General features: G+C 63.1%; 32 protein-coding genes. 13 read left to right on the top strand and 19 right to left on the bottom strand.

Going from position 1 to position 25,699, the window contains the following annotated elements; translation table 11 throughout:
* The first annotated feature begins 84 nt into the window (after window positions 1–84).
* A complete protein-coding gene (locus NKJ77_RS11760) occupies window positions 85–315 on the top strand; it encodes an amidase family protein (protein ID WP_023696030.1) in 231 nt (76 codons plus the stop codon).
* 77 nt (window positions 316–392) lie between these two features.
* Window positions 393–1,286: an acetylglutamate kinase gene (argB, locus tag NKJ77_RS11755; protein WP_031209616.1), complete on the top strand. Its 894-nt coding sequence runs from the start codon at window positions 393–395 to the stop codon at window positions 1,284–1,286.
* 42 nt (window positions 1,287–1,328) lie between these two features.
* Here argB and NKJ77_RS11750 read toward each other — a convergent pair whose 3' ends face one another.
* The 3 genes from NKJ77_RS11750 to NKJ77_RS11740 all read right to left on the bottom strand — a co-directional run bounded on the left by NKJ77_RS11750 (window position 1,329) and on the right by NKJ77_RS11740 (window position 3,978).
* Window positions 1,329–1,727, bottom strand: a complete 399-nt coding sequence (locus tag NKJ77_RS11750) for a RidA family protein (protein ID WP_352535253.1) — start codon at window positions 1,725–1,727, stop codon at window positions 1,329–1,331.
* A gap of 112 nt (window positions 1,728–1,839) precedes the next feature.
* Window positions 1,840–3,390 (bottom strand): magnesium-protoporphyrin IX monomethyl ester anaerobic oxidative cyclase, encoded by a 1,551-nt coding sequence (gene bchE / locus NKJ77_RS11745; protein ID WP_352535274.1) that lies wholly within the window; start codon window positions 3,388–3,390, stop codon window positions 1,840–1,842.
* A 111-nt stretch (window positions 3,391–3,501) separates the two neighbouring features.
* Window positions 3,502–3,978 (bottom strand): Lrp/AsnC family transcriptional regulator, encoded by a 477-nt coding sequence (locus NKJ77_RS11740; RefSeq protein ID WP_023687465.1) that lies wholly within the window; start codon window positions 3,976–3,978, stop codon window positions 3,502–3,504.
* A 139-nt stretch (window positions 3,979–4,117) separates the two neighbouring features.
* On the opposite strand from NKJ77_RS11740, the gene phhA reads away from it, so the two are divergent.
* Window positions 4,118–4,954 (top strand): phenylalanine 4-monooxygenase, encoded by an 837-nt coding sequence (phhA, locus tag NKJ77_RS11735; protein WP_023687466.1) that lies wholly within the window; start codon window positions 4,118–4,120, stop codon window positions 4,952–4,954.
* Between the two features lie 193 nt (window positions 4,955–5,147).
* On the opposite strand, the gene NKJ77_RS11730 is transcribed toward phhA, so the two are convergent.
* The 3 genes from NKJ77_RS11730 to NKJ77_RS11720 form a co-directional block, all read right to left on the bottom strand.
* A complete protein-coding gene (locus NKJ77_RS11730; RefSeq protein WP_023832249.1) occupies window positions 5,148–6,587 on the bottom strand; it encodes a GMC oxidoreductase in 1,440 nt (479 codons plus the stop codon).
* Entirely contained in the window at window positions 6,584–6,754 is a 171-nt protein-coding gene (locus tag NKJ77_RS11725; protein WP_023805802.1) for a hypothetical protein, read from the bottom strand. The genes NKJ77_RS11730 and NKJ77_RS11725 overlap by 4 nt, the downstream gene beginning before the upstream one ends.
* Before the next feature lie 177 nt (window positions 6,755–6,931).
* Complete coding sequence (locus tag NKJ77_RS11720) at window positions 6,932–7,693, bottom strand: GGDEF domain-containing protein (protein ID WP_023681345.1); 762 nt, start codon at window positions 7,691–7,693, stop codon at window positions 6,932–6,934.
* A 175-nt stretch (window positions 7,694–7,868) separates the two neighbouring features.
* Between NKJ77_RS11720 and NKJ77_RS11715 the strand changes: the two genes are divergently transcribed.
* Window positions 7,869–8,588: a pyrimidine 5'-nucleotidase gene (locus NKJ77_RS11715; RefSeq protein WP_023687469.1), complete on the top strand. Its 720-nt coding sequence runs from the start codon at window positions 7,869–7,871 to the stop codon at window positions 8,586–8,588.
* A 77-nt stretch (window positions 8,589–8,665) separates the two neighbouring features.
* Here the strand turns inward: NKJ77_RS11715 and NKJ77_RS11710 are convergent, their stop codons facing one another.
* Window positions 8,666–9,511 carry an LOG family protein gene (locus NKJ77_RS11710; RefSeq protein WP_023681343.1) on the bottom strand — a complete coding sequence of 282 codons (846 nt, stop codon included), beginning with the start codon at window positions 9,509–9,511 and terminating at the stop codon, window positions 8,666–8,668.
* Between the two features lie 148 nt (window positions 9,512–9,659).
* Between NKJ77_RS11710 and dapD the strand changes: the two genes are divergently transcribed.
* From dapD to NKJ77_RS11695, 3 genes are read left to right on the top strand one after another with little or no spacing between them, the layout of a single operon-like run.
* On the top strand, window positions 9,660–10,514 hold the full coding sequence (gene dapD / locus NKJ77_RS11705) for a 2,3,4,5-tetrahydropyridine-2,6-dicarboxylate N-succinyltransferase (RefSeq protein ID WP_023673222.1): 855 nt from the start codon (window positions 9,660–9,662) through the stop codon (window positions 10,512–10,514).
* The gene (locus NKJ77_RS11700; RefSeq protein WP_081725464.1) at window positions 10,511–10,915 is read left to right on the top strand and encodes a DUF805 domain-containing protein; all 405 of its coding nucleotides are present in this window, start codon (window positions 10,511–10,513) and stop codon (window positions 10,913–10,915) included. Before dapD ends, NKJ77_RS11700 begins: the two co-directional genes overlap by 4 nt.
* Before the next feature lie 21 nt (window positions 10,916–10,936).
* The gene (locus NKJ77_RS11695; protein WP_023673220.1) at window positions 10,937–11,707 is read left to right on the top strand and encodes a hypothetical protein; all 771 of its coding nucleotides are present in this window, start codon (window positions 10,937–10,939) and stop codon (window positions 11,705–11,707) included.
* A 58-nt stretch (window positions 11,708–11,765) separates the two neighbouring features.
* Here NKJ77_RS11695 and NKJ77_RS11690 read toward each other — a convergent pair whose 3' ends face one another.
* Window positions 11,766–12,779, bottom strand: coding sequence for a 2-dehydropantoate 2-reductase (locus NKJ77_RS11690; protein ID WP_023832248.1), 1,014 nt, complete (start codon window positions 12,777–12,779; stop codon window positions 11,766–11,768).
* A gap of 115 nt (window positions 12,780–12,894) precedes the next feature.
* On the opposite strand from NKJ77_RS11690, the gene dapE reads away from it, so the two are divergent.
* Both dapE and NKJ77_RS11680 read left to right on the top strand, forming a co-directional pair.
* Window positions 12,895–14,085, top strand: coding sequence for a succinyl-diaminopimelate desuccinylase (gene dapE / locus NKJ77_RS11685; RefSeq protein WP_023832247.1), 1,191 nt, complete (start codon window positions 12,895–12,897; stop codon window positions 14,083–14,085).
* Window positions 14,086–14,087: 2 nt separating this feature from the next.
* The gene (locus NKJ77_RS11680) at window positions 14,088–14,693 is read left to right on the top strand and encodes a hypothetical protein (RefSeq protein ID WP_023681339.1); all 606 of its coding nucleotides are present in this window, start codon (window positions 14,088–14,090) and stop codon (window positions 14,691–14,693) included.
* Here NKJ77_RS11680 and truA read toward each other — a convergent pair.
* The 6 genes from truA to def form a co-directional block, all read right to left on the bottom strand.
* A complete protein-coding gene (gene truA / locus NKJ77_RS11675; RefSeq protein WP_023681338.1) occupies window positions 14,690–15,445 on the bottom strand; it encodes a tRNA pseudouridine(38-40) synthase TruA in 756 nt (251 codons plus the stop codon). The genes NKJ77_RS11680 and truA overlap by 4 nt on opposite strands.
* Window positions 15,446–15,456: 11 nt before the next feature.
* A complete protein-coding gene (locus NKJ77_RS11670; RefSeq protein WP_023748255.1) occupies window positions 15,457–15,963 on the bottom strand; it encodes a GNAT family N-acetyltransferase in 507 nt (168 codons plus the stop codon).
* Complete coding sequence (gene fmt, locus NKJ77_RS11665) at window positions 15,960–16,910, bottom strand: methionyl-tRNA formyltransferase (RefSeq protein ID WP_023805804.1); 951 nt, start codon at window positions 16,908–16,910, stop codon at window positions 15,960–15,962. The genes NKJ77_RS11670 and fmt overlap by 4 nt, the downstream gene beginning before the upstream one ends.
* 38 nt (window positions 16,911–16,948) lie before the next feature.
* Window positions 16,949–17,374, bottom strand: a complete 426-nt coding sequence (locus tag NKJ77_RS11660; RefSeq protein ID WP_023732763.1) for a type II toxin-antitoxin system VapC family toxin — start codon at window positions 17,372–17,374, stop codon at window positions 16,949–16,951.
* On the bottom strand, window positions 17,371–17,658 hold the full coding sequence (locus NKJ77_RS11655; RefSeq protein ID WP_023696043.1) for a hypothetical protein: 288 nt from the start codon (window positions 17,656–17,658) through the stop codon (window positions 17,371–17,373). Before NKJ77_RS11655 ends, NKJ77_RS11660 begins: the two co-directional genes overlap by 4 nt.
* 99 nt (window positions 17,659–17,757) lie before the next feature.
* Window positions 17,758–18,288: a peptide deformylase gene (def, locus tag NKJ77_RS11650; RefSeq protein ID WP_023673213.1), complete on the bottom strand. Its 531-nt coding sequence runs from the start codon at window positions 18,286–18,288 to the stop codon at window positions 17,758–17,760.
* Between the two features lie 103 nt (window positions 18,289–18,391).
* Between def and NKJ77_RS11645 the strand changes: the two genes are divergently transcribed.
* A complete protein-coding gene (locus NKJ77_RS11645; protein ID WP_023825811.1) occupies window positions 18,392–19,645 on the top strand; it encodes a DNA recombination protein RmuC in 1,254 nt (417 codons plus the stop codon).
* A 100-nt stretch (window positions 19,646–19,745) separates the two neighbouring features.
* Here the strand turns inward: NKJ77_RS11645 and NKJ77_RS11640 are convergent, their stop codons facing one another.
* From NKJ77_RS11640 to NKJ77_RS11625, 4 genes are all read right to left on the bottom strand, one after another.
* Entirely contained in the window at window positions 19,746–20,552 is an 807-nt protein-coding gene (locus NKJ77_RS11640; protein WP_023832246.1) for a class I SAM-dependent methyltransferase, read from the bottom strand.
* Window positions 20,553–20,633: 81 nt separating this feature from the next.
* Window positions 20,634–21,038, bottom strand: coding sequence for a GFA family protein (locus tag NKJ77_RS11635; RefSeq protein WP_023673210.1), 405 nt, complete (start codon window positions 21,036–21,038; stop codon window positions 20,634–20,636).
* A gap of 77 nt (window positions 21,039–21,115) precedes the next feature.
* A complete protein-coding gene (locus tag NKJ77_RS11630; protein ID WP_023710395.1) occupies window positions 21,116–22,069 on the bottom strand; it encodes a cation diffusion facilitator family transporter in 954 nt (317 codons plus the stop codon).
* A gap of 110 nt (window positions 22,070–22,179) precedes the next feature.
* Window positions 22,180–22,989 carry a transglutaminase-like domain-containing protein gene (locus NKJ77_RS11625; RefSeq protein ID WP_023687480.1) on the bottom strand — a complete coding sequence of 270 codons (810 nt, stop codon included), beginning with the start codon at window positions 22,987–22,989 and terminating at the stop codon, window positions 22,180–22,182.
* Window positions 22,990–23,202: 213 nt separating this feature from the next.
* Here NKJ77_RS11625 and NKJ77_RS11620 point away from each other — a divergent pair, with 213 nt between their 5' ends.
* Together NKJ77_RS11620 and sugE are read left to right on the top strand one after the other, a co-directional pair.
* Complete coding sequence (locus NKJ77_RS11620) at window positions 23,203–23,328, top strand: hypothetical protein (protein ID WP_006200611.1); 126 nt, start codon at window positions 23,203–23,205, stop codon at window positions 23,326–23,328.
* A gap of 205 nt (window positions 23,329–23,533) precedes the next feature.
* Entirely contained in the window at window positions 23,534–23,848 is a 315-nt protein-coding gene (gene sugE, locus NKJ77_RS11615) for a quaternary ammonium compound efflux SMR transporter SugE (RefSeq protein ID WP_023681326.1), read from the top strand.
* Between the two features lie 88 nt (window positions 23,849–23,936).
* Here the strand turns inward: sugE and NKJ77_RS11610 are convergent, their stop codons facing one another.
* Window positions 23,937–24,365, bottom strand: coding sequence for a DUF6481 family protein (locus NKJ77_RS11610; protein ID WP_023832245.1), 429 nt, complete (start codon window positions 24,363–24,365; stop codon window positions 23,937–23,939).
* 234 nt (window positions 24,366–24,599) lie between these two features.
* Here NKJ77_RS11610 and NKJ77_RS11605 point away from each other — a divergent pair, with 234 nt between their 5' ends.
* The gene (locus tag NKJ77_RS11605) at window positions 24,600–25,661 is read left to right on the top strand and encodes an LLM class flavin-dependent oxidoreductase (RefSeq protein ID WP_023832244.1); all 1,062 of its coding nucleotides are present in this window, start codon (window positions 24,600–24,602) and stop codon (window positions 25,659–25,661) included.
* Window positions 25,662–25,699 lie beyond the last annotated feature (38 nt).

Raw genomic sequence — 25,699 nt, 5'->3', positions numbered from 1 at the left:
CATCGAAAACCTGCTCGACAAATTGCATTTGACCCGTCTCTTGGAGATCAGATCCTTGTTTGGGCAATTGATGGACAAGAGCCTGTGGTTCACCACTGGCCGGCGATCCAGAATGTCAGCGGCCAGCCGTCGATCGCGCTGCCGGTCCATGTCACCGATGCCGGCCTGCCGCTCGGCATCCAGGCCGTCGGCCGCCCCGGCGACGAGCAGGACGCTTTTGTCGCTTGCTGCGCAGATGGAGAAGGTTTCCGGGTGGCTGACGCGGCGGGCGCCGCTCAAGGTGCCGGCCTGATCCGGCAGATTTCATCATCGTGATAGCAAAGCTGTTTGCGGCCTGGGCCAATTCCCGCTAAGACGCCGCCGTCCTTACCCACATCCAGGGAACCATGCCGATGACGGAGATCACCGCCACCGCCGAAATGCAGGCCGCCCTGCTCTCGCGGGCCCTGCCCTATATGCAGCGCTACGAGCACAAGACGGTGGTGGTGAAATATGGCGGTCATGCCATGGGCGATATCGAGCTCGGCAAGGCTTTCGCCCGTGACATCGCGCTGCTGAAGCAGTCCGGCGTCAACCCGATCGTCGTCCATGGCGGCGGGCCGCAGATCGGCGCCATGCTGGCCAAGATGGGCATCGAATCCAAGTTCGAAGGCGGACTGCGCGTCACGGATCAGAAGACGGTCGAAATCGTCGAGATGGTGCTGGCCGGTTCGATCAACAAGGAGATCGTCGCGCTGATCAACGCCGAGGGCGAATGGGCGATCGGCCTGTGCGGCAAGGACGGCAACATGGTGTTCGCCGAAAAGGCGCGCAAGACCATGATCGACCCGGATTCCAACATCGAGCGTGTGCTCGATCTCGGTTTCGTCGGCGAACCGGTCGAAGTCGACCGCACCCTGCTCGACCTGCTGGCGCGCTCCGAAATGATCCCGGTGCTGGCGCCGGTGGCGCCGGGCCGCGACGGCCACACGTACAACATCAATGCCGACACTTTCGCCGGCGCCATTGCAGGCGCCTGCCAGGCGACGCGCCTTTTGTTCCTGACCGACGTGCCCGGCGTGCTCGACAAGAACAAGAAGCTGATCGACGAGCTGACGGTGGCCGAGGCCAGGGCGCTGATCAAGGACGGCACGGTATCGGGCGGCATGATCCCCAAGGTCGAGACCTGCATCGAGGCGATCGAGCGCGGCGTCGAAGGCGTCGTCATCCTCAACGGCAAGACGCCGCATGCGGTGCTTCTGGAACTGTTCACCGAACACGGCGCCGGCACGCTAATCGTGCCCTGATCGGCAACTGGCTTGGCGGCCAGTTGGTCGGCTGGCCAGCCCTTAGGCAGGCTGGGGCAGGCGCGCGATGACCTTTATCTCGAAGTCGAAGCCGGCTAACCAGTTGACGCCGACCGCCGTCCAATTGGTGTAGGGCGGTTCACCGAACACCTTCAGCCGAACGGCATCGATCACGGGCCATTGCGTTGCCGGATCGGTGTGGAAGGTGGTCACGTCGACTATATCGTCGAACGTGGCGCCCGCTGCTTTCAGCACTGCCGCGAGATTGTCGAAGGCAAGCTGGACCTGCTTTTCGAAGACAGGTTCGGGCGACCCGTCCTCGCGGCTGCCGACCTGGCCCGAGACAAACAAAAGATCGCCCGATCGGATTGCAGCAGAATAAAGATTTATCTCGTAGAGAGCCTGCCTGCCGGCAGGAAAGATCGCGTCACGTTTGGTCATTTTCACTCCATTGTCCGGGGCACTCACATACGTCCCGTATGCATGAGGTGGGTACATACGCCGCGTATGTCAATACGCATACGGTACGTATCTATGAATGGCAGCGAGCCGGTCAGGTGCCGGCCGAGATCGCGACAGCCGCTTCGGCCGGCTTGAGCGGCGGGCGCATGACGACCATGGATTCCTCATCGGCATCCTGCGGCGCGCCCCAGAACTCAGCCAGCGTCGGACCATCCTTGATGCGGCGGTTGCGGGCCAGAAAACCCCAGACCTCGCGGAACCACACGCGGCGGCCCATTTGCGTGTACCAGCGCATCGAATGGCGCTGTTCGGGATCGGGGTGGAAGAGAATGCGCGCCAGCGCCTTCGGCCGCGACTGCACCGCGACCTCGATCAGCTTCACCGAGAAGAACAGCATCCACGGTTTCAGCCGGGTCATCTGCAGCACCTGGTGCTTGTAGTCCCACAGCCGGGCATCCGTCTGGATCACCTTGCGGTCCCTGGCAATGCGGAAGAACGGCGTCCAGCGGTGCGGCGTGACATAGAGCGCCTGGATCTGGTCGGGGTCGTAGGCAAGCAGCTGGCGAAAGCCGCGCCACAGATCGCGAAAGGTCTCATCCTCGAACCCGGCCACCCAGGTCGCCATGGACAGTATGCCATGCTGGCGGAGCAGCCGGATCGCCTCGCGGTCGGATGAGGTGCTGCCGCCCTTGCGGATCAATTGAAGCGTCTGTTCGTCGGTGTTTTCCATGCCGAGCAGCCAGCGGATGACGCCGGCCTTGCGATGGAGGTGCAGGATGTCGGCATCGCGCACGATGTCGTCGGCCCGGGTCGAGCCGACGATCAGCACCGGCACGTTCTCGGCGATCAGCGCATCGAGAAGGGCGCGCCAAACCTTCTTCGACACGGTCGGGTTTTCGTCGGCGAGGTTGATCAGTTCGACGCCGTGCTGGCGGTACAGCCAGGCAATCTCCTGCGCAAATTTCTTGGGGTCGCGATGCCGCCAGCGGGTCCAGAAACCACGTTGGCCACAATAGTTGCACAGATGCGGGCAGCCCCGCGAAAACTGCATAACCACGGCGCGCTTGCCGCCCCAATAGCTGTAGCGGCGGTGATCGATCAGCTCCCAGCTGACGCGGTACTCGTCCAGATTGGCAGTGGTCCCGGCCGGCCGCGTCGCGAAGGGGCGGCCGAGATCGTCGCGATAGGCGATACCCGCGACATCGCCCAGCGGCCGGCGATTGTCCAGTGCCACGACCAGGGCAAGGATGGTTGCCTCGCCCTCGCCGCGCACGATGAAGTCGAAGACATCGCTCGCCGCCAATATGTCGCGCCAGTGATAGGTCGGGAACACGCCGCCATAGATCACCAGCGTCGCCGGCTCGAGCGCCTTGACCATGCGGGCGATCGCGAGCGCGGTGGGATGCGCCGAGGTCGAGCCGGAGTGGCCGATCAGGATGCAATCGGGGGGCTGGCCGCTGAGCGCATCGCGCACCAGAGTTTCCAACGGCATCGGCCCGAATTCGGCATCGACCAGCCGGACTTTATGGCCGGCGTCGATAAGCGGGCCGCCCAGTGCCAGCAGGCCGAGCGGTGGCAGATGGTCATCGGGCACGCGGCTGCCGATGGCGGTGTGCGGCGGATTGATCAGCACGATGTTCATGACGGACCTTTGAGCGACGGTCCGCATGGCGTAGCCGGCGTTTCAGTTTCGCATTTGGGCTCCGTTCAGCAGTTTGCGTGCAGCTTTTCCGCAGAAATGGCGGTGCGTGTCCTACCGCCTGAGGTGGGCGAGCGGCACGTGGCCCGGGCCCTTGATGTTCTGCAGCACCAGCTGGGTGTGAACGTCGCGCACGCCGGCAAGGCGCATCAGGCGGTGCATGACGAAGGCGTTGAGTTCGTCGACCGACGGCACCATGACGTGCAGCAGGAAATCGTGGTCGCCGGTCATCGTCCAGCATGACGACACTTCGTCCATGCGTTGCACGGCGGCGATGAAGGTTTCGGGCGAACCGTCGCTGTGGCTGGTGAGCCGCACCTGGATGAACACCTCGACCATCAGGCCGACGGCGCGGCGGTTGAGCACGGCGGCAAAGCCCTTGATGATGCCGGCCTCCTGCAGCGCCTCGAAGCGGCGGGCGCAAGGCGTCGTCGACAGGCCGATCTCCTGCGCCAGTTCGGACACGGGCTTGCGTCCATCGCGCTGAAGCACATCCAGCATCTTGATCTCGAAATCGTCGAACTGAGGCATTTTCACTCTCTTTCAGCTTCTGCTTGGTGATTTTTACCTCAAATCATGGACCCAAGCCATCATCAAAGCTGAATTGCCTCGCCGGCCGCCGCTAGACTCTGCGGACAGATTCAAGTGTCACGATCAGGGGAGAAGAACCATGACGACGATGAGCGTTGCCGAATATGCCCGTGATTGCGCGGCGCAAGGCCTGCGTGGCGACTATTCAGTGTGCCGTTCCGATTTCACCGTGGCGCAGGGCTATGATTACAGCGCCGACGAACAGGCGGTGTGGCGCACGCTGTGCGACCGGCAGACCAAGCTGACGCAGAAGCTGGCGCACCATTCCTATCTCGATGGCGTCGCCGCACTCGGCCTGCTCGACAAGATCCCGGATTTCGGCGCGGTCTCAGACAGGCTGCGCAAGCTGACCGGCTGGGAAATCGTCGCCGTGCCTGGCCTCATCCCGGCCGCGCCCTTCTTCGACCATCTCGCCAACCGGCGCTTTCCGGTGACCAACTGGCTGCGCACCAAGGACGAGCTCGACTACATCGTCGAACCCGACATGTTCCACGACTTCTTCGGCCATGTGCCCATCCTGACACAGCCGGTGTTTGCCGACTTCATGCAGATGTATGGCGAAAAGGCCGAGAGCGTGATTGCGCTGGGCGGTGACGAGATGATCACCCGGCTCTACTGGTACACCGCCGAATACGGGCTGATACAGGAGGAGGGCCAGAAGCTGAAAGCTTTCGGCGCCGGGCTGATGTCGTCGTTCACCGAATTGCAGTTCGCCGTCGCGAGCCCGGACGCGCACCACGTGCCCTTCGACCTCGAAACGGTAATGCGCACCGGTTACGAGATCGACAAGTTCCAGCGCGCTTATTTCGTGCTGCCGTCCTTCGACGTGCTGCGCGATGCGTTCCGGACCGCCGATTTCAAGGCGATCGTTGCCCGCCGCAAGGGGCAGCCGACCCTGGATCCAGCGACGGTTTAGCAAATCCTGAAGGGTTTGCGCGGCACCTATCCCCACCCTTAATCCTCCCCACAAGGGGGAGGGAGATCTCGTTGGCGCTGATTTCCGAGGGTTTCGACACCAAGGCATGGTTAGCGCCGGCAGCAATCCTGTCGCGCCGTTCGCTTTTTTGACATCAGACGGTAATGACTTCGTCACACCGTGGATGACTTCGTCACACCGTGATTACTTTGGTCAGATGGTCGCCTAGCCGGCAGGCAAGTGCGGTGATTGTCGTCGTCGGGTTGCATTCGCCCGACGTGCAGAACACCGACGAGCCGCCGACATAGAGATTGTCCATGCCGTGCACCTTGCAGTTGGCGTCGACCACGCTCTTGGTGATATCGGTGCCCATGCGCGTGCCGCCCATGTGGTGGTGGCCGGCCAGTTCCTCATCCGTCGGGTAGTCCTCGCCATTGGTCAGCCAGTCCATGATGCGGACGCGGCCGAGGTCCTTCTCGATCAGCGTCGTTCCGAACAGCTTGAGCCCCTCGAGGATGGTGCGGCGCTCCAACGGCGACTTCTTCCAGTGCAGCTCGATGCGCGGCACGCCGGCACGGTCGACATCGGTCTTCGACAATTCGATATGGTTCGAGGCCAGCGGCGCCTGTTCCCAGGCGACGTAGAGCTGGGCGGCGCAGCGCAGGTTCTGGCTGAGCTGGTAGGCGACCCATTCGGCGGCCTCGGGCGCGGTGCAGGCAAGGTCGGCAATCAGGCTCTTGACGCCGGCATAGGGCGTCTCGATCAGGCGTATGCCGAAATTCATGATCTGCAGCCGCTCCATGGCGGCGAGCGTCGGCGAGAAGAACGCCTCGTTGACGGCATCGACCTCGAACTCGCTGTAATCGGCCAGGATGGCATTGCCGCCCTCGAAGGTCGGGTGCTCCATCCAGTAGCGGCCAAGTGCCGTGGCGTTCGGCACCACGCCGCCATTCGAGCGCTGGTTCGACCATAGAAGCAGCCGCGAATTCTCCAGCCCGCCGGCGCAGACGATGAAATAATCGGCGCTGAAGGCGCCGGCATCCTTGCCGTTCGACCACAGCCTGGCGCCGGTCACTCGTTTGCCGTCCCCGGCAAGTTCGGTGGCATAGGTGTTGAGCACGAGCGCTATGTTCTTGCTCTTGTCGAGCTCGTCGGAGAATTTCTCGCCAAAGCGCACGGCCGGGCTCTTGATCAGCTGCACCCAGCGTATGTCGTCTGAAATCGGCACATCGGGCTTGAAGTCGGGAAGCTCGAGTATGTCGTGCAGCTCGGACAGATAGGGCTCGATGTCGGTCCGGGCGATTGGCCAGCCGGTGTCCGGCGCCCATGCCTTGGGCTCAAAGTCCTGCTTGTCGAGCACGCGGCACCAGCCGGCCCAGTGGTTCGACGACCCGCCCATGAAGCGCAGCCGGGTGATGTCGAGATCGAAATATTGATCGCCGACCGTGGAGCCGCGGTAGAAATCCTGCGACTCGTCGCTGAATTCGCGTGCGCCGGCCTCCAGCACCACGACCGGAATGCCGGCGGCGCCGAGCTTTCTGGCAATGGTGGTGCCGGCCGGCCCGGAGCCGAGAATGCAGACCTTGGGCTTGAAATCCGAGGCTCGAAACGCCTCATAGCTGTCGAAGATCATGCCAGGTCGCTCCGCTTCAGGATCCAGCCATTGACCACGACGATCACGTCGGGATCGGCCGGGGGGCGGTCGCTGTCAGGCTGCTTGCGAAAAAGCTGTAGCGCCGGCATCGCAATCAGCGCCTGCACGATGGTGCGGCGCGATATTTTCCTGATGAAGAAACTCATGACACGTCTCTGGATGGGGGCTTCGATCCACGCATGGCGTTCCCTGAACGGCACAGGTACCGGCCAGACATGCCATTCCCGTGCCAAGCCTTGCCTGTAAACGAGTTACAACCCGGTAAACGGCGCAGTTGCGTGGAAACAATGTTGGCGAACCGTTAACAGCCCCACCACCAACACCTAGGCAGCTTCGGAAATGTCCCGGTCGAGGATCGACAAATTGCGGCCGCGGTGCTTGGCCTCGTAGAGCCGGCGGTCGGCGGCGCGCATCAGGTCCGAGACATCGGCATCTTGCGCACAGGTGATGCCGCCGATCGAGACGGTCAGCGGCACCGTGCGCTCGTCGACCGGACGAAAGCGGACCAGCTCGACTTCACGGCGGATGCGCTCGGCCACGCGCCGGGCTTCGGCTTCCGTAGCGCCGACCAGGAAGGCGCCGAACTCCTCACCGCCAATGCGGCCGAGCACGTCGCCGCTGCGGACGCCGCGCTCGATGGCGCTGGCGATCAACACCAGTGCGTCATCGCCGGTCAGATGGCCGAAACTGTCGTTGATCGCCTTGAAATGGTCGGCGTCGATGATCAGCAGCGCGCCGCGATCGGATTTGCGCCGCGAGCCGTCCAACGCGGCAAAGAAGCTCTCGCGGTTGAGCATGCCGGTCATGTCGTCGCGGCTCGCCTTCGCCGACAGGCGCCGATGCGCGGCGGCGAGCTGGGCATGCGCGCGGGCGAGATCGCGATGCGCGTTTTTCAGTCGGTCGCTCTGCCAGAAGGTGCTGGCGCAGGCGATCCAGGCGAGCGCCAGCGGGCACACCGTCGATGTCAGCCAGACAGTGCGGTCGACCGGAAAACCCATGGCGGGAACGATGATCAGCGTCAGCAAAAGCGAGATGGCTACCGAGCCGAATGCGACCGCGGCGGACTTTAAGACTATGCGACTCATCGCTGGCTCCCACTGAACCGTCTCTGTGCCAGCAAGCCCTGAAGGCCACCTTTCCGTGATGGCTAAAATTTGAATGGTGAGCCCATTTTTACAACTCTAGATGCACATAGGTTGTGGATAAGCTCTACATCAGAAAGGGGTTCGAACGGCAGATATTTCATGCCATAAGGACGCCATGACCACGCTGCCCGATCCCGCCCGCTTCGCCCATGTCACCGACTGGGTGTTCGACCTCGACAACACGCTTTATCCGCACCATTCGAATCTGTTTTCGCAGATCGACGTCAAGATGACGGCCTATGTCGGAGAACTGCTCACGCTGCCGCGCGAGGAAGCGCGCAAGCTGCAGAAGGAACTCTATCTCGAATATGGCACGACGCTGAACGGGCTGATGACGCGTCACGGCATCGACCCCGACGATTTTCTCGAAAAGGTGCATGATATCGACTATTCGTGGCTGGTGCCGGATCCGGTGCTGGGCACCGCTATCCGCCAGCTGCCCGGCCGCAAGTTCATCTTCACCAATGGCGACCGCAGGCACGCCGAGCGCACCGCGCGCCAGCTCGGCATACTCGACCATTTCGACGACATTTTCGATATCGTCGCCGCCGGACTGACGCCGAAGCCGTCGCGGCAGACCTATGAGAAGTTTGCCGAACTGCACGCCGTCACCGGACACAATGCGGTGATGTTCGAGGATCTCGCCCGCAACCTCGAGGTGCCGAAATCACTGGGCATGACCACGGTGCTGGTGGTGCCGCGCAATTTCGAGCCGACCTTTGCCGAAATCTGGGAACGCGATCCGGCCAATGAGGACGACGTCGATTTCGTCACCGACGATCTGGCGACGTTTCTGACGGGGATAGTGGAGGGGGTGGAGGAATTGAGGAGCTGAAGAATAGAACTGGTGAAAGGAAGACCGATCCGGACCTCCTTTTCCTCAATTCTTCAGTTCCTCAATTCCCGGTTCCCCTACTCCCCCAACTTGTAGAAGCGGCTGATGATCCCCCAGGCCTCGTCGGCGGTGTCGACAAAGTCGATGATATCCTGGTCGCCGGGCGTGATGGTGCCTTGTTCGGCCAGGAAATCGAGGTCGATCGCGCGCTGCCAGAACGCCTTGCCGAACAGGATCACCGGCACGCGTTCCATGCGGCCGGTCTGGATCAGCGTCAGCGTCTCGAAGAACTCGTCCATGGTGCCGAAGCCGCCCGGAAACACCGCGACGGCCTTGGCGCGCATCACGAAATGCATTTTGCGGATGGCGAAATAGTGGAAGTTGAAGCACAGCTCCGGGGTCACATAGGCGTTCGGCGCCTGCTCGTGCGGCAGGACGATGTTGAGGCCGATCGACGGCGCGCCGACATCGTCGGCGCCGCGATTTCCCGCCTCCATCACGCCTGGGCCGCCACCGGTGACGACGACGAATTCGCGGTAGTAGGACGTGGCCGATTGCTGTGAGCAGAGGCGGGCGAATTTGCGCGCCTCCTCGTAATATTTGCTGTTTTCCTCGAGGTTTTTCTTCTGCGTCTCGTTCTTGGCGGCCCAGGCCTCGCCGCCGGGCTCGGGAATACGCGCGCCGCCGAACAGGATCACCGTCGAGCGGATGCCGCGCTCGGCCAGGATCATTTCGGGCTTCAAGAGCTCAAGCTGCAAGCGCACAGCGCGCAACTCCCGGCGCGTCATGAAGTCGGGATCGTTCCAGGCCAGCCGGTAGGTTTCGGCGCGAGTCTGCGGCGTGTCGGGCACGCTTTTCGAGCGCTCCAGATCCTCGTCCGAATGCGGCAGCGGCGTCCATCCCGCCTTTTCCATAGGAGTCATATGCTTTCTACCCGTCCCAACAGTTCACTTGCGCCGTCCCATGGCGCACGCGCGATTGACCCCCAATACGCCTTAACATAGGGTCCGCGCGACTTTCAAAACAAGGTTAAGTCCGACGGCCTTAACAGCGTGGTAACGGAGCGAATTCATGTCGAAGCCTGATCTGGCCAGCCTCGAAAAGACGATCGAGAAGGCCTTCGAGGAGCGCGACACGATTTCGACCGCGACCCGGGGCGAAACGCGCGACGCCATCCAGTCCTCACTCGACCTGCTCGACCGTGGCACCGTGCGCGTTGCCGAGCGCCAGGCCGATGGCAAATGGCATGTCAACCAATGGCTGAAGAAGGCGGTGCTGCTCTCGTTCCGGCTCTATCCGATGGAGATCATCAAGGGCGGCCCCGGCCAGGCGGTCTGGTGGGACAAGGTGGCGTCGAAGTTCGACGGCTGGAGCGCGGTCGATTTCGAGAAGGCAGGCTTCCGCGCCGTGCCGTCTTCGATCGTGCGCCGTTCTGCCTATGTCGCGCCGGGCGCGGTGCTGATGCCGTCCTTCGTCAATGTCGGCGCCTATGTCGATAGCGGCACCATGGTCGACACCTGGGCCTCGGTCGGCTCCTGCGCCCAGATCGGCAAGAATGTGCACCTCTCGGGCGGCGTCGGCATCGGCGGGGTGCTGGAGCCGATGCAGGCCGGCCCGACCATCATCGAGGACAATTGCTTCATCGGCGCGCGCTCCGAAGTGGTCGAGGGCTGCATCGTGCGCGAAGGCTCGGTGCTCGGAATGGGTGTGTTCATCGGCCAGTCGACCAAGATCGTCGACCGCGCCACCGGCGAAGTGTTTTATGGCGAGGTGCCGCCGAATTCGGTCGTCGTCGCCGGCTCGATGCCGGGCAAGGCCTTTCCGAACAACGAGCCGGGCCCTGGCCTCTACTGCGCCGTCATCGTCAAGCGCGTCGATGCCAAGACCCGGTCGAAAACCTCGATCAACGAACTGCTGCGTGATTGATCCTGTCCGAGCAACCAGAGCGCTCCAGATTGCCCAACACACCACCACTTCCCTGGCTTTTCTTCAGCCTCTCAGGGCGCGTCAGCCCAAGTGCCTACGTGCTCGCCGGGCTGCTGCTGGTGCTTGCACAGTTTTTCCCGCTCTACCAGTTGTCGAGACTGGAACCCGGCACCGCAACCAGCCAGAACTGGGCACTTGTGTTCTGGGTCGTTTTGCTGATCTCGACATGGTCGAGCTTTGCGGTAACCGCAAAGCGGTTTCATGATTTCGGCAAGCCGACTTATTACGCGTTGATCTCTCTTATCATCGGCCCCATTCTTCTCATCGTTCTAGCGTGTTTCCGCGGTGACCCCGGTCCGAACCGCTACGGCAAACGCAGCAACGCGCCGGCTGAACCATGAGCGCCGACCGGATATCTCGCCATGCGCTACCGCACGCTTGATCCGAAACTGATCATCGACACCGCCGAGCGGCTGGAAGAGCGCGTCGCCGAGCGTTTTCCCGATGCCGGCCTGCGCGGCGTCGCCGCCGAACTGGTGTCGCTGTCGCGCGACCTGGCCAAGGCGGCGCAGGCGCTGGAAGCGCCGATCTGGTGGCTGCGCGGCGCCATCGTCGCCGCTGTTGCCGCCGGCGCGCTGATCTTCCTGTTCGTCGGCACCATCCTGCCGCTCATCCATATCTCGCAGGCCGACGATGCGGTGCAGTCGGTGCAAGGCATCGAAGCCACGATCAACATGATGATCCTTGCCGTGCTCGGCCTGCTGGCGCTGATCCGCACCGAGGAGCGCATCAAGCGCAAGCGGGTGTTTCGCCAGCTGCATGGGTTGAGATCGCTGATCCATGTCATCGACATGCACCAGCTGACCAAGGATCCGGCAGCATTGTCCGCCAATTTCAGGCCGACCGCGCATTCGCCGGCTCGCATCACCAATGCCGCCGACCTGGCGCGCTACCTCGACTATTGCTCGGAAATGCTGTCGATCACCGGCAAGATCGCGGCGCTGTTTGCGCAGTCCGTCAATGACGATGTGGTCATCGACGGCGTCAACGACGTCGAGAACCTGGCGTCCAACCTGTCGCGCAAGATCTGGCAGAAGATCACGCTGATCGAGAACCACCCGGCGGCGCAGCCCGTGCCGGCGCCAGGCCCGGCGAGCAAAGCGCCGGCTCCGAGGCGCGCACCAAAGCTGTGACGCGGCGGGCCCACGCGCCTGTTTTGCGGGCCAAGGCCCGAGGCTCGCGGCAAGTAGACTATCCAGTGACGGTTTCCGGCGTCAGCCCGGGTGAGCCGCGCTTTTCCCGCTCGGCCTGCCGCACCAGCGCGGTGACCCGCTTCAGCAGAGGCGCCGGCGTGCCGGCCTTTTCGGCGAGGCTCAGGACGGCCCCCTGCAGGTCACCGATCTCGGTCGGCCGACCACGCTGGAGGTCGTCCCACATCGACGAACGCGCCTGCGGGTCGATGGCGAGCATGCGGCGGGCGACCAGCCGGAACAGCCAGTCCGGCAGCCGGAGCAGTTTCGGCAGCAGGACGGGATGCAAGCCGCCGATTCGCGCCGGCGCGATATGTAACGCCTTCATCGCCGCCAGGGCCTCGTCGATCTGACCGGCCAGGATCCGCCGCCAGCGGCGGTCGGCAAGTTCGCTCGCCAGCGGCAGGCCGGACAAGGCGACAAGCGCGTTGTTGAGGTTGATCAGCAGCTTGCCCCACTGAACGGCTTTCATGTCGGGATGGGTTTCCACGCCAAGCCCTTCGACACCGAGAAGGCCGGCAAGGCCGGTCACGCCATCTTCGATCATGACCTTGCCGTCGCTGGCGCGATGCACGTGAAGCGGCAAATTGCCTATGGCCGACTGGACGACATTGAACGGCACCATGCCGGCGAGCACAGTCCGTCCACCGAGCCCGGCGCGTAACCGGTCGGCATTGCCGACGCCGTTCTGCAGGCTGACCACCACGACATCGCCGCGCGCATGTCCGGCAACAAGCGACGCCATCTCCTCGGTAGCGCCGTTCTTGACCGTCACCAGCACCACGTCGGCGCTGGCGAGGGCAGCGGCGGGATCGGTGGTGACGGACTCCGGCCGCATGGATCGGTCGCGACCATCGAGATCGGTGATGCGCAGGCCACCGTCCAGCAAGGCCGTCGCTATGCCTGGCCGCGCCAAAAACAACACCTTGCGTCCGGCCAGCGCCAGGCAACCGCCGACATAGCAGCCGATGCTGCCGGCGCCGGCAATGACGATGGTTTTTTCGGCGTTGGCCATGCGATTATCTCGTGTTGGCCTGCACTATACGACATGAAAACCATAATGTCGGCGGCAGGACCGGTCATCATCTCTGGCCGTGACAGGCCTTTCGCTTTCGACTATCGCTTTGCCCATGAAACTGCCGACCGATCCCGCCGCCAACCTCGCGACCCTCATACGCTGCGCCTCCGTAACGCCCGCCGAGGGCGGCGCGCTGGCTGCCCTGGAAGGCATGCTGAAGCCGCTCGGCTTTTTCGTCGAACGCCCGGTGTTTTCCGAAGACGGCACCCCCGACATCGAGAACCTCTACGCGCGCCGCTCCGGCAATGGGCCGCATCTGATGTTTGCCGGCCATACCGACGTGGTGCCGGCGGGCGACGAGGCGTCGTGGACGCATCCGCCCTTTGCCGCCGAGATCGCCAGGGGCGAAATGTACGGCCGCGGCGCCGTCGACATGAAGGGCGGCATCGCCTGTTTCATCGCCGCCGTGGCGCGCCATGTCGAGAAAAAGGGTGGTCCGAAAGGCTCGGTCTCGCTGCTGATCACCGGCGACGAGGAGGGGCCGGCGATCAACGGGACGACAAAACTGCTCGACTGGGCGGCGGCCAGGGGCGAGAAATGGGACGCCGCGATCGTCGGCGAGCCCACCAATCCGGACACGCTCGGCGACATGATCAAGATCGGCCGGCGTGGCTCGATGTCGGGCAGTGTCACGGTCAACGGCCGCCAGGGCCATGTCGCCTATCCATTGCTCGCCGACAATCCGGTGCGCGGCCTGATCAGCCTGGTCGACGCCTTGCTGTCGCCCGTCTTCGACAAGGGCACGAAGGATTTTCAGCCGACCAATCTGGAAGTGACCTCGATCGATGTCGGCAACCCGGCGACCAATGTTATTCCGGCCAAGGCGACAGCCACCTTCAACATCCGCTTCAACGACACATGGACTGCCGAGACGGTGCAGGCCGAGATCCATAACCGCCTCGACCAGGCGGCGAAGCGCAAGAAATACCGGACCGGCAAGACGCCGGTCGACTACGAGCTGATCTGGCGCGACCGGCCGAGCCATGTCTTCCTGACGCGCGACGACAAGCTGATCGAGACGCTGCGCGGCTCGATCAAGGCGACGGTCGGCAAGGAGCCGGCGCTGTCCACCTCGGGCGGAACCTCGGATGCGCGTTTCATCAAGGACTATTGCCCGGTGGTCGAGTTCGGCCTCGTCGGCAAGACCATGCACATGGTCGACGAGCGCGTCGCACTGGCCGACCTCGAGACGCTGACCCAAATCTACCAGCGCTTCATCGATGACTGGTTCGAGCAGGGCTGATCATGCTTTCGGTTGACGAGACCTCTTCATCGCTTAACGGCGCCTGGCGGCTGATGCTCGGAAAGGCCGACGGCTTGCGGCTGCTCGACCTTTCGGCGGACGGCTTCTGGAATTCCTTCTTCGCCATCGTCGTCGCCGCGCCGGCGATGATCGTCGGCTGGGTCGGCACGGCCAACGAGATCGGCGATCCCAATGCGTTCGCAGGTCGGCTGGGCATGTTGGTTCGCCTGGCGACCGTCGACCTCGGCTCGTGGCTGCTGCCCCTGGTTGTGCTTGCCCTGGTCGCATCGCGCGCCGGCATCGGCGACCGCTTCGTCCACTATGTCGTCGCCAGCAACTGGGCGTCAGCGATCACCGCCTGGATGCTGCTGCCTTCAGCGCTGATCAGGCTTTTCCTGCCGTCCGGCAACCCGGTTGCCGAATTGGTGTGGCTGGTTCTGGTGGTGCTGTCGCTGGTACTCACCTGGCGGATGACCAACGCCGCGATCGGCAAGGGCGCGGCTGTCGGCAGTGCCGTGTTCGCAGGCATGTTGGTGGTGTCTCTGGCCGTCTTGTTCGGCCTGGTGGCGCTGCTCGGCATCACTGTGCCGACCGCCGCTCCGGCCTAGAACTTTTCCGGATAGTCTACACCGACGAGAAAAAGCCCGTCGGGCGGCGCCACCTGGCCGCAGGCGGCGCGGTCTTGCGCCGCGAGCGCGGCCTTGAGGTCGGCGGCGGTCCAGCCGCCGTCGCCGACGCGTTTCAGCGAACCGACCATGGAGCGCACCTGGTTGTGCAGGAAAGAGCGCGCCGAGGCCCTGACTTCGATCAGGTCGCCCTGGCGGCTTACATCGAGCCGCTCCAGCGTCCGCACCGGACTGTTGGCCTGGCATTGCGTCGAGCGGAAGGTGGTAAAGTCATGTCGGCCGAGCAGGACTTTCGCCGCTTCGTGCATGGCGTCCGCATCGAGCCGCTTCGGCACCCACCAGACCTTGCCCTTTTCCATCGCTGCAGGCGCGCGCCGGTTGAGGATGCGGTAGAGATAGTGCCGTCCGGTGGCCGAGAAACGGGCGTCGAACTCATTGGGGACAACCGTGGCCTGCAGGATGGCGATGCGCGCGCCTGCCGCCTGCAGGTGCGCGTTGACGGCGTCGCGCACCTTGTCGTTTGGCCATGCCTTGGCGAGGTCGACATGCGCCACCTGGGCGGTCGCATGCACGCCGGCGTCGGTGCGGCCGGCGGCGCGTATCCGCACCGCCTCACCGCAGAATTTCTCGATCGCCTGCTCTATCGCCTGCTGCACCGAAGGCTGATCCGCCTGGTGTTGCCAGCCGGCGAAGAGGCTGCCGTCATATTCGATATCGAGACGAAAACGCGGCATACACCCTTCGTTCAGGCGGCGAGTGCGGTAAAGGCCTGGGCGTAGACCAGTTTGCCTTTTTCGGGTGCGTCACCCCAGGCCAGCGCCTGCAGCGCTTCGCCCTGATATTCGCTCTCGAACATTTCGGCGCGCGCATGATTGTAGCCGAAGCGGCCGTAATAGGCCGGATCGCCCAACACAACGGCGAGCGTCTCGCCGCCATCCCTGAGGCGGATATGCGCCTCGCGGATCAGCGCACCGCCAATGCCCGAGCCGTGGAACGAAGGTTCCACCGCCAACGGCGCCAGCGCCACGGCTGCAAACTGCTTGCCGCCGTTCTGGACGAACAGCCTGGAAAACAGGATGTGGCCGACCACCTGGCCGTCTTCTTCCGCCACCAGTTCGACAACGGCGTCGCCGCCGGTGACCAGAGCGTCGACCAGCCCGGCCTCCGCCTGCTGGCCGAATGCGTGTTCCTCGACCAGGCGTATGGCCTCGCGGTCCCGCGGCGTCGCGCCGCGTATCGACATCATGCTCATGAGAACTTCATTCCCTTTTCGATCTTGGCCCCGCGCAGAAACTCCTGCGCGGCAGCGGGCTTTCCGCCCGCCCGTTGAACTTCGACCAGCCTGACCGCGCCCGACCCGCAGGCGACCGTCAGCCGGTCATCGAGAATTCCTCCCGACTCGCCCATGCTTTCAGAAAGCGTGCCTTCCAAAAGCGTCGAGCGAAGCAGTTTCAGCCGTTCCGTGCGGCCGCCGATGTCGGCCTCGCACCAGGCGCCCGGGAATGGCGACAGGCCGCGAATGTGATTGTGGACCTCCGCAGCCGGGCGCGTCCAGTCCACACGTGTCTCCGACTTATCGATTTTCCTGGCGTAGGTCACCCTGTCAGCCGCCTGCAAAGTCGATGCCAGGGTATTTGTCTCCAATCGGGACAGCGCTTCCACCATCAGCGTGGCAGCAATATTCATCAAGCGGTCGTGCAGATCGCCGGCGGTCATGTCGGGCTCTATGGCGCATTTTTCAACCAGTGCCACCGGACCGGTGTCCAGGCCCTCTTCCATGCGCATCACCATCATGCCGGTTTCGACGTCGCCGGCCATAATGGCGCGCTGGATGGGAGCTGCACCACGCCAACGCGGCAAAAGCGAGGCGTGGCCGTTGAGGCAGCCGAGGCGCGGAGCCTCCAAAATACCCTTCGGCAACAGCAAACCATACGCGACGACGACCGCGACATCGGCACGCAACGCATGGAAAGCAGCTTGCTCGGCCTCGCCCTTCAGCGACAGCGGCGTGCGCACTTCGATGCCCAGCCGCTCAGCCTCGCGCTGCACCGGCGACGGTGTCAGCTCCAGCCCGCGGCGGCCCGCGGCGCGCGGCGGCTGGGTGTAGACGGCTGCTATCTCGTGCCCGGCCTCGGCAATCGCGCGCAGCACCGGCACCGAAAACTCCGGCGTGCCCATGAAGATGACGCGAAGCGGCATTTTTCGTCCAGTATCCTGTTCTGCGCGCGGCAGTCCGCTCAAGCGTCTGCTTCAAACGGGTTTACGATCTTGAGGTCAAGCTCTTCGAAGTCCTTAATATTGCGCGTCGCCAGCATAGCGTCGTGCGACAGGCAGATGGCAGCGATCATGGCATCGGAAAGGCTGATCGGCCGGCCGATAGTTTCCCGCATTGCCCGGAGCTTGCCCGCCAGACGGGGAATGGGACCGGCAAATTCGACGACACGTCCCGAAAACTGCTTCGAAACCAGGTGGTCAAGTGCACGGACGTGGCGGTCCGAGCCGGTCTTGTTGAGAAACCTTTCGGCTCCAAAGGACTGCTCCATGACAACAGGACCGCAGAGATAGAGGTCGAGCAGGTCCTGTCTGCGAAACCACTTAGCGACGTTTGGATCGGGCGCGGGCCGGCTCGCTTCCGAGACGACATTGGTATCGAGGATTATCACTCGAAATTCTCAATGGTGCGGCCAAAGTCGCGTTTCCGTTCCGCTTCGATCTCATCCATCATCTGCGCAAATTCGTCGCTGATTGCATTTTCCGAGGCGAAGGCAGCGCGAATCGCATCCCAAGCCGTGAGTCCAGGCTCGGCCTTGCCTTCTTTTTCCGCAACCATGCCTTTTCGCAATAAATCGATCGCCTTGATCGAGAGGCTTTGGCCGCCCTTGCGTGCCGCATGCTCGATTTCACGCTTCAACGGCTCGGGAATATCTCTGATCAACATATCGCCCATCTGAGTCTCCAGTCTGATATCAATGATATCACGCTAGGAAGCGTCTCTCAATAGGGGCGGGTCGAGACGGGATTTTGTGCGAGTCGCCGAAAGCAGGGCCTATCCCACCAGCTTGCCCGGCGCCTTGTCCTTGGCGAGCTTCTTGAACTTCTTGACCACCATGTCGCGCTTCAGCTTCGAGATGTGGTCGATGAACAGCACACCGTTGAGATGGTCGATCTCGTGCTGCAGGCAAGTCGCCATCAGGCCTTCGGCCTCGATCTCCTGCAGCTTGCCGTCGCGGTCGAGATATTTCACGCGCACCGAGGCGGGACGCTCGACCTCGGCGTAATAGTCCGGGATCGACAGGCAGCCTTCCTCGTAGACCGAGCGGGCGTCGGCGCTTTCGAGGATTTCGGGATTGATGAAGACATGCGGCGCCGGCGGCTCGTCTTCTTTGGCGAGGTCGATGACCAGCATGCGCAGCGGCTCGCCGATCTGGATTGCGGCCAAACCGATGCCCGGCGCATCATACATCGTCGCCAGCATGTCGTCGGCCAGTTTGCGCAAAGGCGCGTCGACGCGTTCGACTGGTTTGGAAACCTGGCGCAGGATGGGATCGGGAAGGATGATGAGCGGCTTGATCGACATGGCGCCTCACCTAAAACGTCGCAGGAGAAGCGTCAACCGGTGCGAATCGGTCTCGTTCACGTTTTGATCTGTGCCAGGTCTGCGAATCGGCTATGCTGGCGGGATGAACGACCTGAGCACCATCCTTTCCGAACCCGTTGCCCGGCTTGGCGCCACGACGATCACGCTCGGCCATGCACTGGCCCTCGGCGCGCTGGTGTTTCTCGGCCTGTTCCTGGCGCTTGTCGTGGCGCTGTGGCGATCGGCCAAGGCGCGCACCATCGCCGCGGCGGAAGCCGCCGACCACGCCCGCGACGCCGAGGCGCGGATGGCCGGCATTTTGCAAAGCCAGGCCGAGATGCAGGGCCGCATGGGCGCCATCGCCGACGTGTTCGGCGCAAGGCAGGCCGAACTCAACCAGTCGATCGGCCAGCGCCTCGACGCCATGACCGGCAGGCTCGGTCAAACCATGACCGAACAGACCAAATCGACGCATGAGAGCCTCGCCAAACTGCAGGAACGGCTGGCGGTCATCGACACCGCGCAAGGCAACATTCAGTCGCTGGCCGGCCAGGTCGTGCAATTGCAGGCGATCCTGTGCAACAAGCAGACGCGCGGCGCCTTCGGCCAGTCGCGCATGGAGGCGATCGTCGCCGACGGCCTTCCGATGGGCGCCTACGAGTTCCAGGCAACGCTGTCAAACGGCAGCCGTCCCGACTGCCTGGTCAGGATGCCGAACGGTGCGCCGCAGCTTGCCATCGACGCCAAGTTTCCGCTGGAAGCCTGGAACGCCATCCGCGCCGCCGATGGCGCCGAACACCAGAAGATCGCGGCCCAGGCTTTCCGCCGCGACATCGAAATTCACGTCCGCGATATCTCGGAAAAATACCTGATCCAGGGCGAGACGCAGGACACCGCCTTCATGTTCGTGCCGTCCGAATCGGTGTTCGCCGAAATCCACGAGAATTTCGACGCCGTGGTCCAGAAGGCGCACCGGGCGCGTGTCATCATCGTCTCACCGTCGCTTTTGATGCTGTCGATCCAGGTCATCCAGGCCATCCTCAAGGACGCCCGCATGCGCGAACAGGCGCATCTGATCCAGGGCGAGGTGATCCGGCTGATGGAGGACGTCGCGCGCGTCGACGAACGCGTGCGCCGGTTGCAGACGCATTTTGGCCAGTCGGCCAAGGATATCGACGAGATACTGGTGTCGACGTCGAAGGTGACCAAGCGCGGCCAAAAGATCGAAGCGCTGGAGTTTGGCGAAAACGAAGCCGAAGTGCGCGGTGGCGGACCCGCCAAGGCCGAAGCCGGGGTGCGGGTGGCGGATTCCAAGACGGGGCAGCTCAGGCTACGTGTCGTCGAAGGCGACGATTAAAGTGCGTCGCGCTGAAACGGATTCATACGACGCGCTTTAAGTCTTTGTTTTGATGAATGTCGTTGTCCCAGAACCGCGGCTCACTTCTGGGCAACATGCATTAGACCGTAGCCACCATCACGTGCGCCTGGATCTTGGCCGCAACCTCGCCGCTGCCGTGTCTGGCTGCAATCACGGACGCGGCGTGATCGGTTGCGGCTTCCAGTTTTCCTCTGGCCTCGATTTCGTTGCGAAGCGGAGTTCCCTGGCAATAGGCAACCGCCGGAAGGCGCGGCGAGGAGGCACGGCTTTGTTCGGCCCTCGTGTCGATCACCACACGGGAGAAACCTGCGGCTTCCAACTCGCCGCGGATCAATGCAGTGTCATTGTAGCCGTGCGGCGTGCGGGCGAGAAAGCGGGGCGGATCGTTCGGAAAAATCTCCGCAAGAGCATTCGTCACATCACTGGCGAATACATTCTCTTCAATGCGATCCCACACGTTGAACAGGAAATGGCCGCCGGTCTTCAGGACCCGCTTTGCTTCGCGATAGCCGGCGGCTCGGTCGGGAAAGAACATCGCGCCGAACTGACAGCAAACGAGATCGAAAGCCGCATCTTCGAACGGCAGCGCCAGAGCATCCGCCTGACGCCATTGTATGCGACTGTCGGGAGCTTGTCGCGAGGCCGCGTAGTCGAGCATAGGCTGGTTGAGGTCGGTCACGATATAGCTTGCGCCGGGAGACAGTTTTGGAGCCAATGCGCGGGTAACAACGCCGGTGCCGGCGGCGACTTCCAGGACGGCGCCGGGCGACAAGGACGCTGCCCGTCGTGCCAAATCCGCGGCGAACGGCTCGAAGATCAGCGGCACCATGTAGCGGTCGTAGTTTTCCGGAATCGAGCCGGCAAACACTTTGTCCGTTTCCGACATTGCTATCCCCCGCCATCCGTTTGATGGGTAGCCTAGCACATTATTGGCTGGTTTGGGCCGCGTTTAACCGGGAGGCAGGTGCTACTGCGCCTCTACGATGCTTACGCCCTCGAATTCCGGAAGCCAGTGCAGGGCCGATCGGTGCCATTTCTGTTGGGTCGGAACGAGATCCTCGCGTTGCCGCGCGGTCCCCGCCCTGATCCCATAGACCTTCGGCCCGTCGCCAACCGACGTTGCGTAAAGATGCGAACCGCAGTCGCCGCAGAACGCCTGGGCACGCTTGGCGCCGCTCGATCCCGTCTTGATATAAACCTTCGGTGTGCCCTTTGTGATCCTATAATGATCCTCAGGCGCGGGAACAGTGACACGAAAGGCGGTACCGGTCAGTTGCTGGCAGTCGGTGCAATGACAGATAGAGGTCTTTTCCGGGTCGACGTCTGCTTCATAAGTTATGGCGCCGCAATGGCACCCACCATCGATTTTCATCGTTGATTCTCCGAAATCCGTCGGGTGATCTTAGCGGGACCAGGCGATGGCGCCAACGGTGGACTGCTGGTCCAGAACTAGTCCGACGCCGCCTCGACCTGCTTGCGCCGGTGCTCCCAGGTTCCGGTCGTCTGCGGCTTGACGAACAGTCTGGTGATCTCCGGCATTTCTTTTTTCAAGAGCGCCTCGATGCGCTCGACACAGGCTTCGATCTCAGGCGCCGTCAGATGGTCCTCGAATTCGATGCTCAGCCCAGCGACGATCTGTTGCGGGCCGAGATGGACGGTGAGAACGCCGTTGGCCCGCTGCACTGCCGGATCCTGCTGGGCGATGGTCAGCACCTTGGCCTGCACTTCCGGCGAGGCCGGCTCACCGATGAGCAATCCCTTGCTTTCGCGCGCCAGAAAGATGGCGGTGGCGCCGAGGATCATCGCGATGCCGATCGAGGCGACGCCGTCGAGTTCGGGCATGTCGAGGAGTTCGGCCGCCAATATGCCGGCGAAGGCGACGAACAGACCGAGCAGGGCGGCGCTGTCCTCGAACAGGATCGTGTAGACGCTCGGATCCTTGCTCGATTGCACAGCCTGCAGCCAACCTTGCTTGCCCTTCTGCTGGCGGAACTCCTTCAGCGCCACGTACCAGGAGCTGCCCTCGAACAGCATTGAGAGGCCCAGCACAATGTAGTTGATTTTGGGATTGGCGACCGGCTCAGGCGCCATGATGTGGACGACGCCTTCATAGAAGGACACGCCGGCGCCGAGCGCAAAGACGAGCAGGGCGACAATGAAGCTCCAGAAATAAAGCTCGCGGCCATGGCCGAGCGGATGCGTGCGGTCCGGCGGACGGGCGGCGCGGTGCATGCCGTAGAGCAGCAGCCCGCCATTGCCGGTATCCACCAGCGAGTGCACGCCTTCCGACAGCATCGCCGAGCTGCCGGTGAAGAAGGCGGCGACGAATTTGGTCACAGCAATAGCGAGATTACCGGCGAGCGCCGCGTAGATGACCGTCTTCGACCCGCCATGTGCTGCCATGCTGTCCCTCCAAGGAACCTGATGTAACGCCCCTGAGCTCCACAGGCATCACAACGCACGAATCGCCCGGTCGTTCAGGGTCTTGTAGGCCAGCTTGCGGAAAGACGCCCCTATTCGATGATCTCGTCCGTCCACACCTTGAAACCAGCCAGCGTGCCCGGTCCGAAGATGTGGGTCAGAGGCACGTCGGCGGCGTCGCGACCCGACGCGATCAGGATGCGGCCGATGCGTGGCGAATTGTTCCGCGGATCGAAGACATGCCAGCGGCCACCGAGATAGACCTCCATCCAGGCTGCGAAATCCATGCTCGCCCAAGGTTTGGGCAGGCCGATGTCGCTGATGTAGCCGGTGCAGTAGCGGGTCGGGATATTGAGCGCACGGCAGAAGGTGACCGCAAGGTGGGCAAAGTCGCGGCAGACGCCGCTTTGCTCGCGATAGGCTTCCGCGGCGGTGCGGGTCGGCCGCGCATTGCCGTAGCTGAAGACGATGTGGTTGTGGACGAAGTCGCAGACCGCCTGGACGCGCGCAATGCCAAGCGGCGTATGCCCGAACAGCCGCCAGGCTTCGCTGGCCAGCAGATCGCTCTCGCAAAAGCGGCTCGGCAACAGGAACAGCAATGTGTCCGACGGCAGATCGCGCACCTCGTGCTGCCAGGCCATCAGGTCGCCCATCTCGAACGTGCCGGGGTCGCGGATTACCGAATCGGTGCCGAAGGTGAAGCGCCCGGGCGGGGCGACGAAACGGTTGCACCAATTGCCGAAACTGTCGCGGTAGCTCTGGATCGGCACCGGCGGGTTGGAGGTCAGGAAATCCGGGCGCTCGAGATCGGAGGCCCTGGAGTAGTGGACATTGAGCATCGCGATCAGCGGCGTTTCCTGCGGAAAATCGAAACTCATCTCGCTGCCGATGCGGATTCGCATTGTCGTCCTGACCGCACTGCCTGATCATCGCCGGGCGAAGGCATGGCCGATGCTGCAGTGCGAAGGCAACCATGGCACGGACCGCAATGGTTTACGAGCAAATTAGAAACCGGTTGAAAGCGGCCCGACGGCGCCGGCGACAGACGCCCGCCCCCTTGCAGTCCGGCGTTTCTCTTGTTTCACTTGGCCTCCCAGCAACTGGAGGAACGAATCATGGCTAAAGGTGCGATGAAGGCGGGCAAGGAAGCTCGGAAGCCGAAAAAAGACGCCAAGAAGCCCGCAGCGGCTCCGGCACTCAAGGCGCCGCCCGTCAAGGCGATGAGGCTCAAGGAAAAGTAAGCCCGCCTCGGAAGATCTTGGACGGTTGAAATCCGGACAAACCGTTTCGGCGCAGATTTTGACACCGGCGGCATGAACGATGCGGCCGGTGTTTTGTTGATCGCACCGGCGCAGCCGCTTGTGTCGAAGCGGCGAGGACGACCTCGCGCCTTCCCATAAATCGGCCGGGACGGCCCGCCATGCTCATGGAATGGAGTGCATCCCGATGTCGTGGATTTTTCTGTTTTTCGCCGGCCTGTTCGAAATCGGCTGGGCGATCGGCCTCAAATACACCGACGGCTTCTCGAAGCCGCTGCCGACGGTGCTCACCGTCGCCTCGATGATCATCAGCCTGGGCCTGCTTGGCCTGGCGCTGAAGACGCTGCCCGTCGGCACGGCCTATGCGGTGTGGACCGGCATCGGCACGGTCGGCACGGCGCTGCTTGGCATCTGGCTGCTGGGCGAGCCTGCGACGGCCATCCGGCTCGCCTGCATTGCGCTCATCGTCTGCGGCATTATGGGGCTGAAGCTCGCCGCCTGAGCTCCGAGGCATCAAACCCTTAAATTAGGCAAACGCCTTCAGGGCCGCTGGAAGGCGACCCTGATGTCCGATCGTTTCGATCGAAGCGTTAGCGGGCGGAGAAGCCCGGAGGCGTCCTGCCGGTACGCTGCTTGCGCGCCGCATAGCGTGCGTCGCGCTTGGCCTTGCGTTCGGCTTCGTCGGCCAGCAAACGGGCAATGCGCTCGTTTTCTTCGGCTTCCTTGATCTTCGCTTCAGCCTGCGCTGCCTCTTCGGCCGCAATACGCGCCGCTTCGGCTGCTGCCTCGCGCTCGGCCTTCTCGACCGCCTCGCGTGCCAGCTTTTCCTGCTTCAGCCTGGCCTTTTCGGCCTCGCGTATTTCGCGAGCCTCAAGAATCGCCTTGCGTCCGGCCTGTTTGGCCAGAACCGCAGGATCATCAGCCGCCGGCTTTGACTTGAAGCGCTCCAGAAGCGCCTTCTTTGCCTCGTTCGCGGCATTGCGCCGCTCGAAAATGTCTTTTTCCCTGTAGATAGCCAAGTCCACTTCCCTGAAGTCAATTCGCGACGCTTACATACGCGCGAAAACCGAGAGTTCAAGCGCCAAAACGGTATGCCAGCCATGAAAGTTTAGGCTGTTGCAGCCGGGAGACGCGTTTTCCCTGAAACAAAGCCGGCCGAAACCGACATGCACTGTTCACTATCCGCCCCTCTGGCGGCCGGGGCGGCTCGCCGCTACCTCTAGCGGCAAATCAGAACATTTGGATGACATGCCATGGAACTCGGTCTCTACACTTTCGCCGACGTCAGCCCGGAGCCCGGCCCCGGCGCGATCGGCTCGCATCAGCGGCTGCGCAATCTGATCGAGGAGGTCGAGCTGGCCGACCAGGTCGGCCTCGACGTCTTTGGTCTGGGCGAACATCACCGCCCCGACTATGCCGCGTCCGCGCCGGTGGTGGCCCTGGCCGCTGCCGCCGAACGCACCAAGCGCATCCAGCTGACCAGCGCGGTCACCGTGCTGTCCTCCGACGATCCGGTTCGCGTCTTCCAGCAGTTCGCAACGCTCGACCTTTTGTCGGGCGGCCGGGCCGAGATCATGGCCGGGCGCGGTTCGTTCATCGAATCCTTCCCGCTGTTCGGCTACAATCTCGAGGACTATGACGAGCTGTTCGCCGAAAAGCTCGATTTGCTGCTGGCCATACGCGACGGCGTCAAAGTTACCTGGTCCGGCAATCTGCGCGCGCCGATCAACGACCGCGGCGTCTATCCGCGGCCGCTGCAGGACAAATTGCCGATCTGGATCGCAATAGGTGGAACGCCGCAATCTGCGGCGCGCGCGGGCGTGCTCGGTTTGCCGCTGGCACTGGCCATCATCGGCGGCGAGCCGGCGCGGTTTGCACCGCTGTTCGACATTTATCGCGATGCCGCAAGGCGGGCCGGTACCGACCCCTCGGGCCTTGCCACCAGCATCAATGTGCACGGCTTCATCGCCGGCACCACTGAACAGGCGGCCGACGATTTCTATGGCCCGCAGGCCGAAGTGATGAACCGCATCGGCCGCGAGCGCGGCTGGGGCCCGACCTCGCGGGCGCATTTCGATCAGTCGCGTGGTCCGAACGGCGCGCTGTTCGTCGGCGATCCGGAGCAGGTGGCGGAAAAGATCGTCGCCCAGCACAAGATCTTCAACAATGACCGCTTCCTGCTGCAGATGGCGATCGGCGCCATGCCGCACGCCAAGATCATGAAGGCGATCGAACTGTACGGCACCAAGGTGGCGCCGATCGTACGCAAGGAGACCGCCAAGCCCGGCGTCGCCGTCGCAGCGCCAGCCGCCTGAGCGACGGGCGGCCCGGATTGAGGGCCTTGCCGGCTAAC

The organism is Mesorhizobium sp. M0052, assembly GCF_040323255.1.
In the GTDB taxonomy this organism is placed as follows: domain Bacteria; phylum Pseudomonadota; class Alphaproteobacteria; order Rhizobiales; family Rhizobiaceae; genus Mesorhizobium.
The sequence above is the reverse complement of the archived record's forward strand: the minus strand, read 5'-3'. Positions and strand labels throughout refer to the sequence as shown.

What these genes read in the sequence shown, in the direction of transcription:
- argB (WP_031209616.1), top strand. Translation starts at nt 393, where the DNA reads ATGACGGAGATCACCGCCACCGCCGAAATGCAGGCCGCCCTGCTCTCG.
- NKJ77_RS11750 (WP_352535253.1), bottom strand. Translation starts at nt 1,727, where the DNA reads ATGACCAAACGTGACGCGATCTTTCCTGCCGGCAGGCAGGCTCTCTAC.
- bchE (WP_352535274.1), bottom strand. Translation starts at nt 3,390, where the DNA reads ATGAACATCGTGCTGATCAATCCGCCGCACACCGCCATCGGCAGCCGC.
- NKJ77_RS11740 (WP_023687465.1), bottom strand. Translation starts at nt 3,978, where the DNA reads ATGCCTCAGTTCGACGATTTCGAGATCAAGATGCTGGATGTGCTTCAG.
- phhA (WP_023687466.1), top strand. Translation starts at nt 4,118, where the DNA reads ATGACGACGATGAGCGTTGCCGAATATGCCCGTGATTGCGCGGCGCAA.
- NKJ77_RS11730 (WP_023832249.1), bottom strand. Translation starts at nt 6,587, where the DNA reads ATGATCTTCGACAGCTATGAGGCGTTTCGAGCCTCGGATTTCAAGCCC.
- NKJ77_RS11725 (WP_023805802.1), bottom strand. Translation starts at nt 6,754, where the DNA reads ATGAGTTTCTTCATCAGGAAAATATCGCGCCGCACCATCGTGCAGGCG.
- NKJ77_RS11720 (WP_023681345.1), bottom strand. Translation starts at nt 7,693, where the DNA reads ATGAGTCGCATAGTCTTAAAGTCCGCCGCGGTCGCATTCGGCTCGGTA.
- NKJ77_RS11715 (WP_023687469.1), top strand. Translation starts at nt 7,869, where the DNA reads ATGACCACGCTGCCCGATCCCGCCCGCTTCGCCCATGTCACCGACTGG.
- NKJ77_RS11710 (WP_023681343.1), bottom strand. Translation starts at nt 9,511, where the DNA reads ATGACTCCTATGGAAAAGGCGGGATGGACGCCGCTGCCGCATTCGGAC.
- dapD (WP_023673222.1), top strand. Translation starts at nt 9,660, where the DNA reads ATGTCGAAGCCTGATCTGGCCAGCCTCGAAAAGACGATCGAGAAGGCC.
- NKJ77_RS11695 (WP_023673220.1), top strand. Translation starts at nt 10,937, where the DNA reads ATGCGCTACCGCACGCTTGATCCGAAACTGATCATCGACACCGCCGAG.
- NKJ77_RS11690 (WP_023832248.1), bottom strand. Translation starts at nt 12,779, where the DNA reads ATGGCCAACGCCGAAAAAACCATCGTCATTGCCGGCGCCGGCAGCATC.
- dapE (WP_023832247.1), top strand. Translation starts at nt 12,895, where the DNA reads ATGAAACTGCCGACCGATCCCGCCGCCAACCTCGCGACCCTCATACGC.
- NKJ77_RS11680 (WP_023681339.1), top strand. Translation starts at nt 14,088, where the DNA reads ATGCTTTCGGTTGACGAGACCTCTTCATCGCTTAACGGCGCCTGGCGG.
- truA (WP_023681338.1), bottom strand. Translation starts at nt 15,445, where the DNA reads ATGCCGCGTTTTCGTCTCGATATCGAATATGACGGCAGCCTCTTCGCC.
- NKJ77_RS11670 (WP_023748255.1), bottom strand. Translation starts at nt 15,963, where the DNA reads ATGAGCATGATGTCGATACGCGGCGCGACGCCGCGGGACCGCGAGGCC.
- fmt (WP_023805804.1), bottom strand. Translation starts at nt 16,910, where the DNA reads ATGCCGCTTCGCGTCATCTTCATGGGCACGCCGGAGTTTTCGGTGCCG.
- NKJ77_RS11655 (WP_023696043.1), bottom strand. Translation starts at nt 17,658, where the DNA reads ATGGGCGATATGTTGATCAGAGATATTCCCGAGCCGTTGAAGCGTGAA.
- def (WP_023673213.1), bottom strand. Translation starts at nt 18,288, where the DNA reads ATGTCGATCAAGCCGCTCATCATCCTTCCCGATCCCATCCTGCGCCAG.
- NKJ77_RS11645 (WP_023825811.1), top strand. Translation starts at nt 18,392, where the DNA reads ATGAACGACCTGAGCACCATCCTTTCCGAACCCGTTGCCCGGCTTGGC.
- NKJ77_RS11640 (WP_023832246.1), bottom strand. Translation starts at nt 20,552, where the DNA reads ATGTCGGAAACGGACAAAGTGTTTGCCGGCTCGATTCCGGAAAACTAC.
- NKJ77_RS11635 (WP_023673210.1), bottom strand. Translation starts at nt 21,038, where the DNA reads ATGAAAATCGATGGTGGGTGCCATTGCGGCGCCATAACTTATGAAGCA.
- NKJ77_RS11630 (WP_023710395.1), bottom strand. Translation starts at nt 22,069, where the DNA reads ATGGCAGCACATGGCGGGTCGAAGACGGTCATCTACGCGGCGCTCGCC.
- NKJ77_RS11625 (WP_023687480.1), bottom strand. Translation starts at nt 22,989, where the DNA reads ATGCGAATCCGCATCGGCAGCGAGATGAGTTTCGATTTTCCGCAGGAA.
- NKJ77_RS11620 (WP_006200611.1), top strand. Translation starts at nt 23,203, where the DNA reads ATGGCTAAAGGTGCGATGAAGGCGGGCAAGGAAGCTCGGAAGCCGAAA.
- sugE (WP_023681326.1), top strand. Translation starts at nt 23,534, where the DNA reads ATGTCGTGGATTTTTCTGTTTTTCGCCGGCCTGTTCGAAATCGGCTGG.
- NKJ77_RS11605 (WP_023832244.1), top strand. Translation starts at nt 24,600, where the DNA reads ATGGAACTCGGTCTCTACACTTTCGCCGACGTCAGCCCGGAGCCCGGC.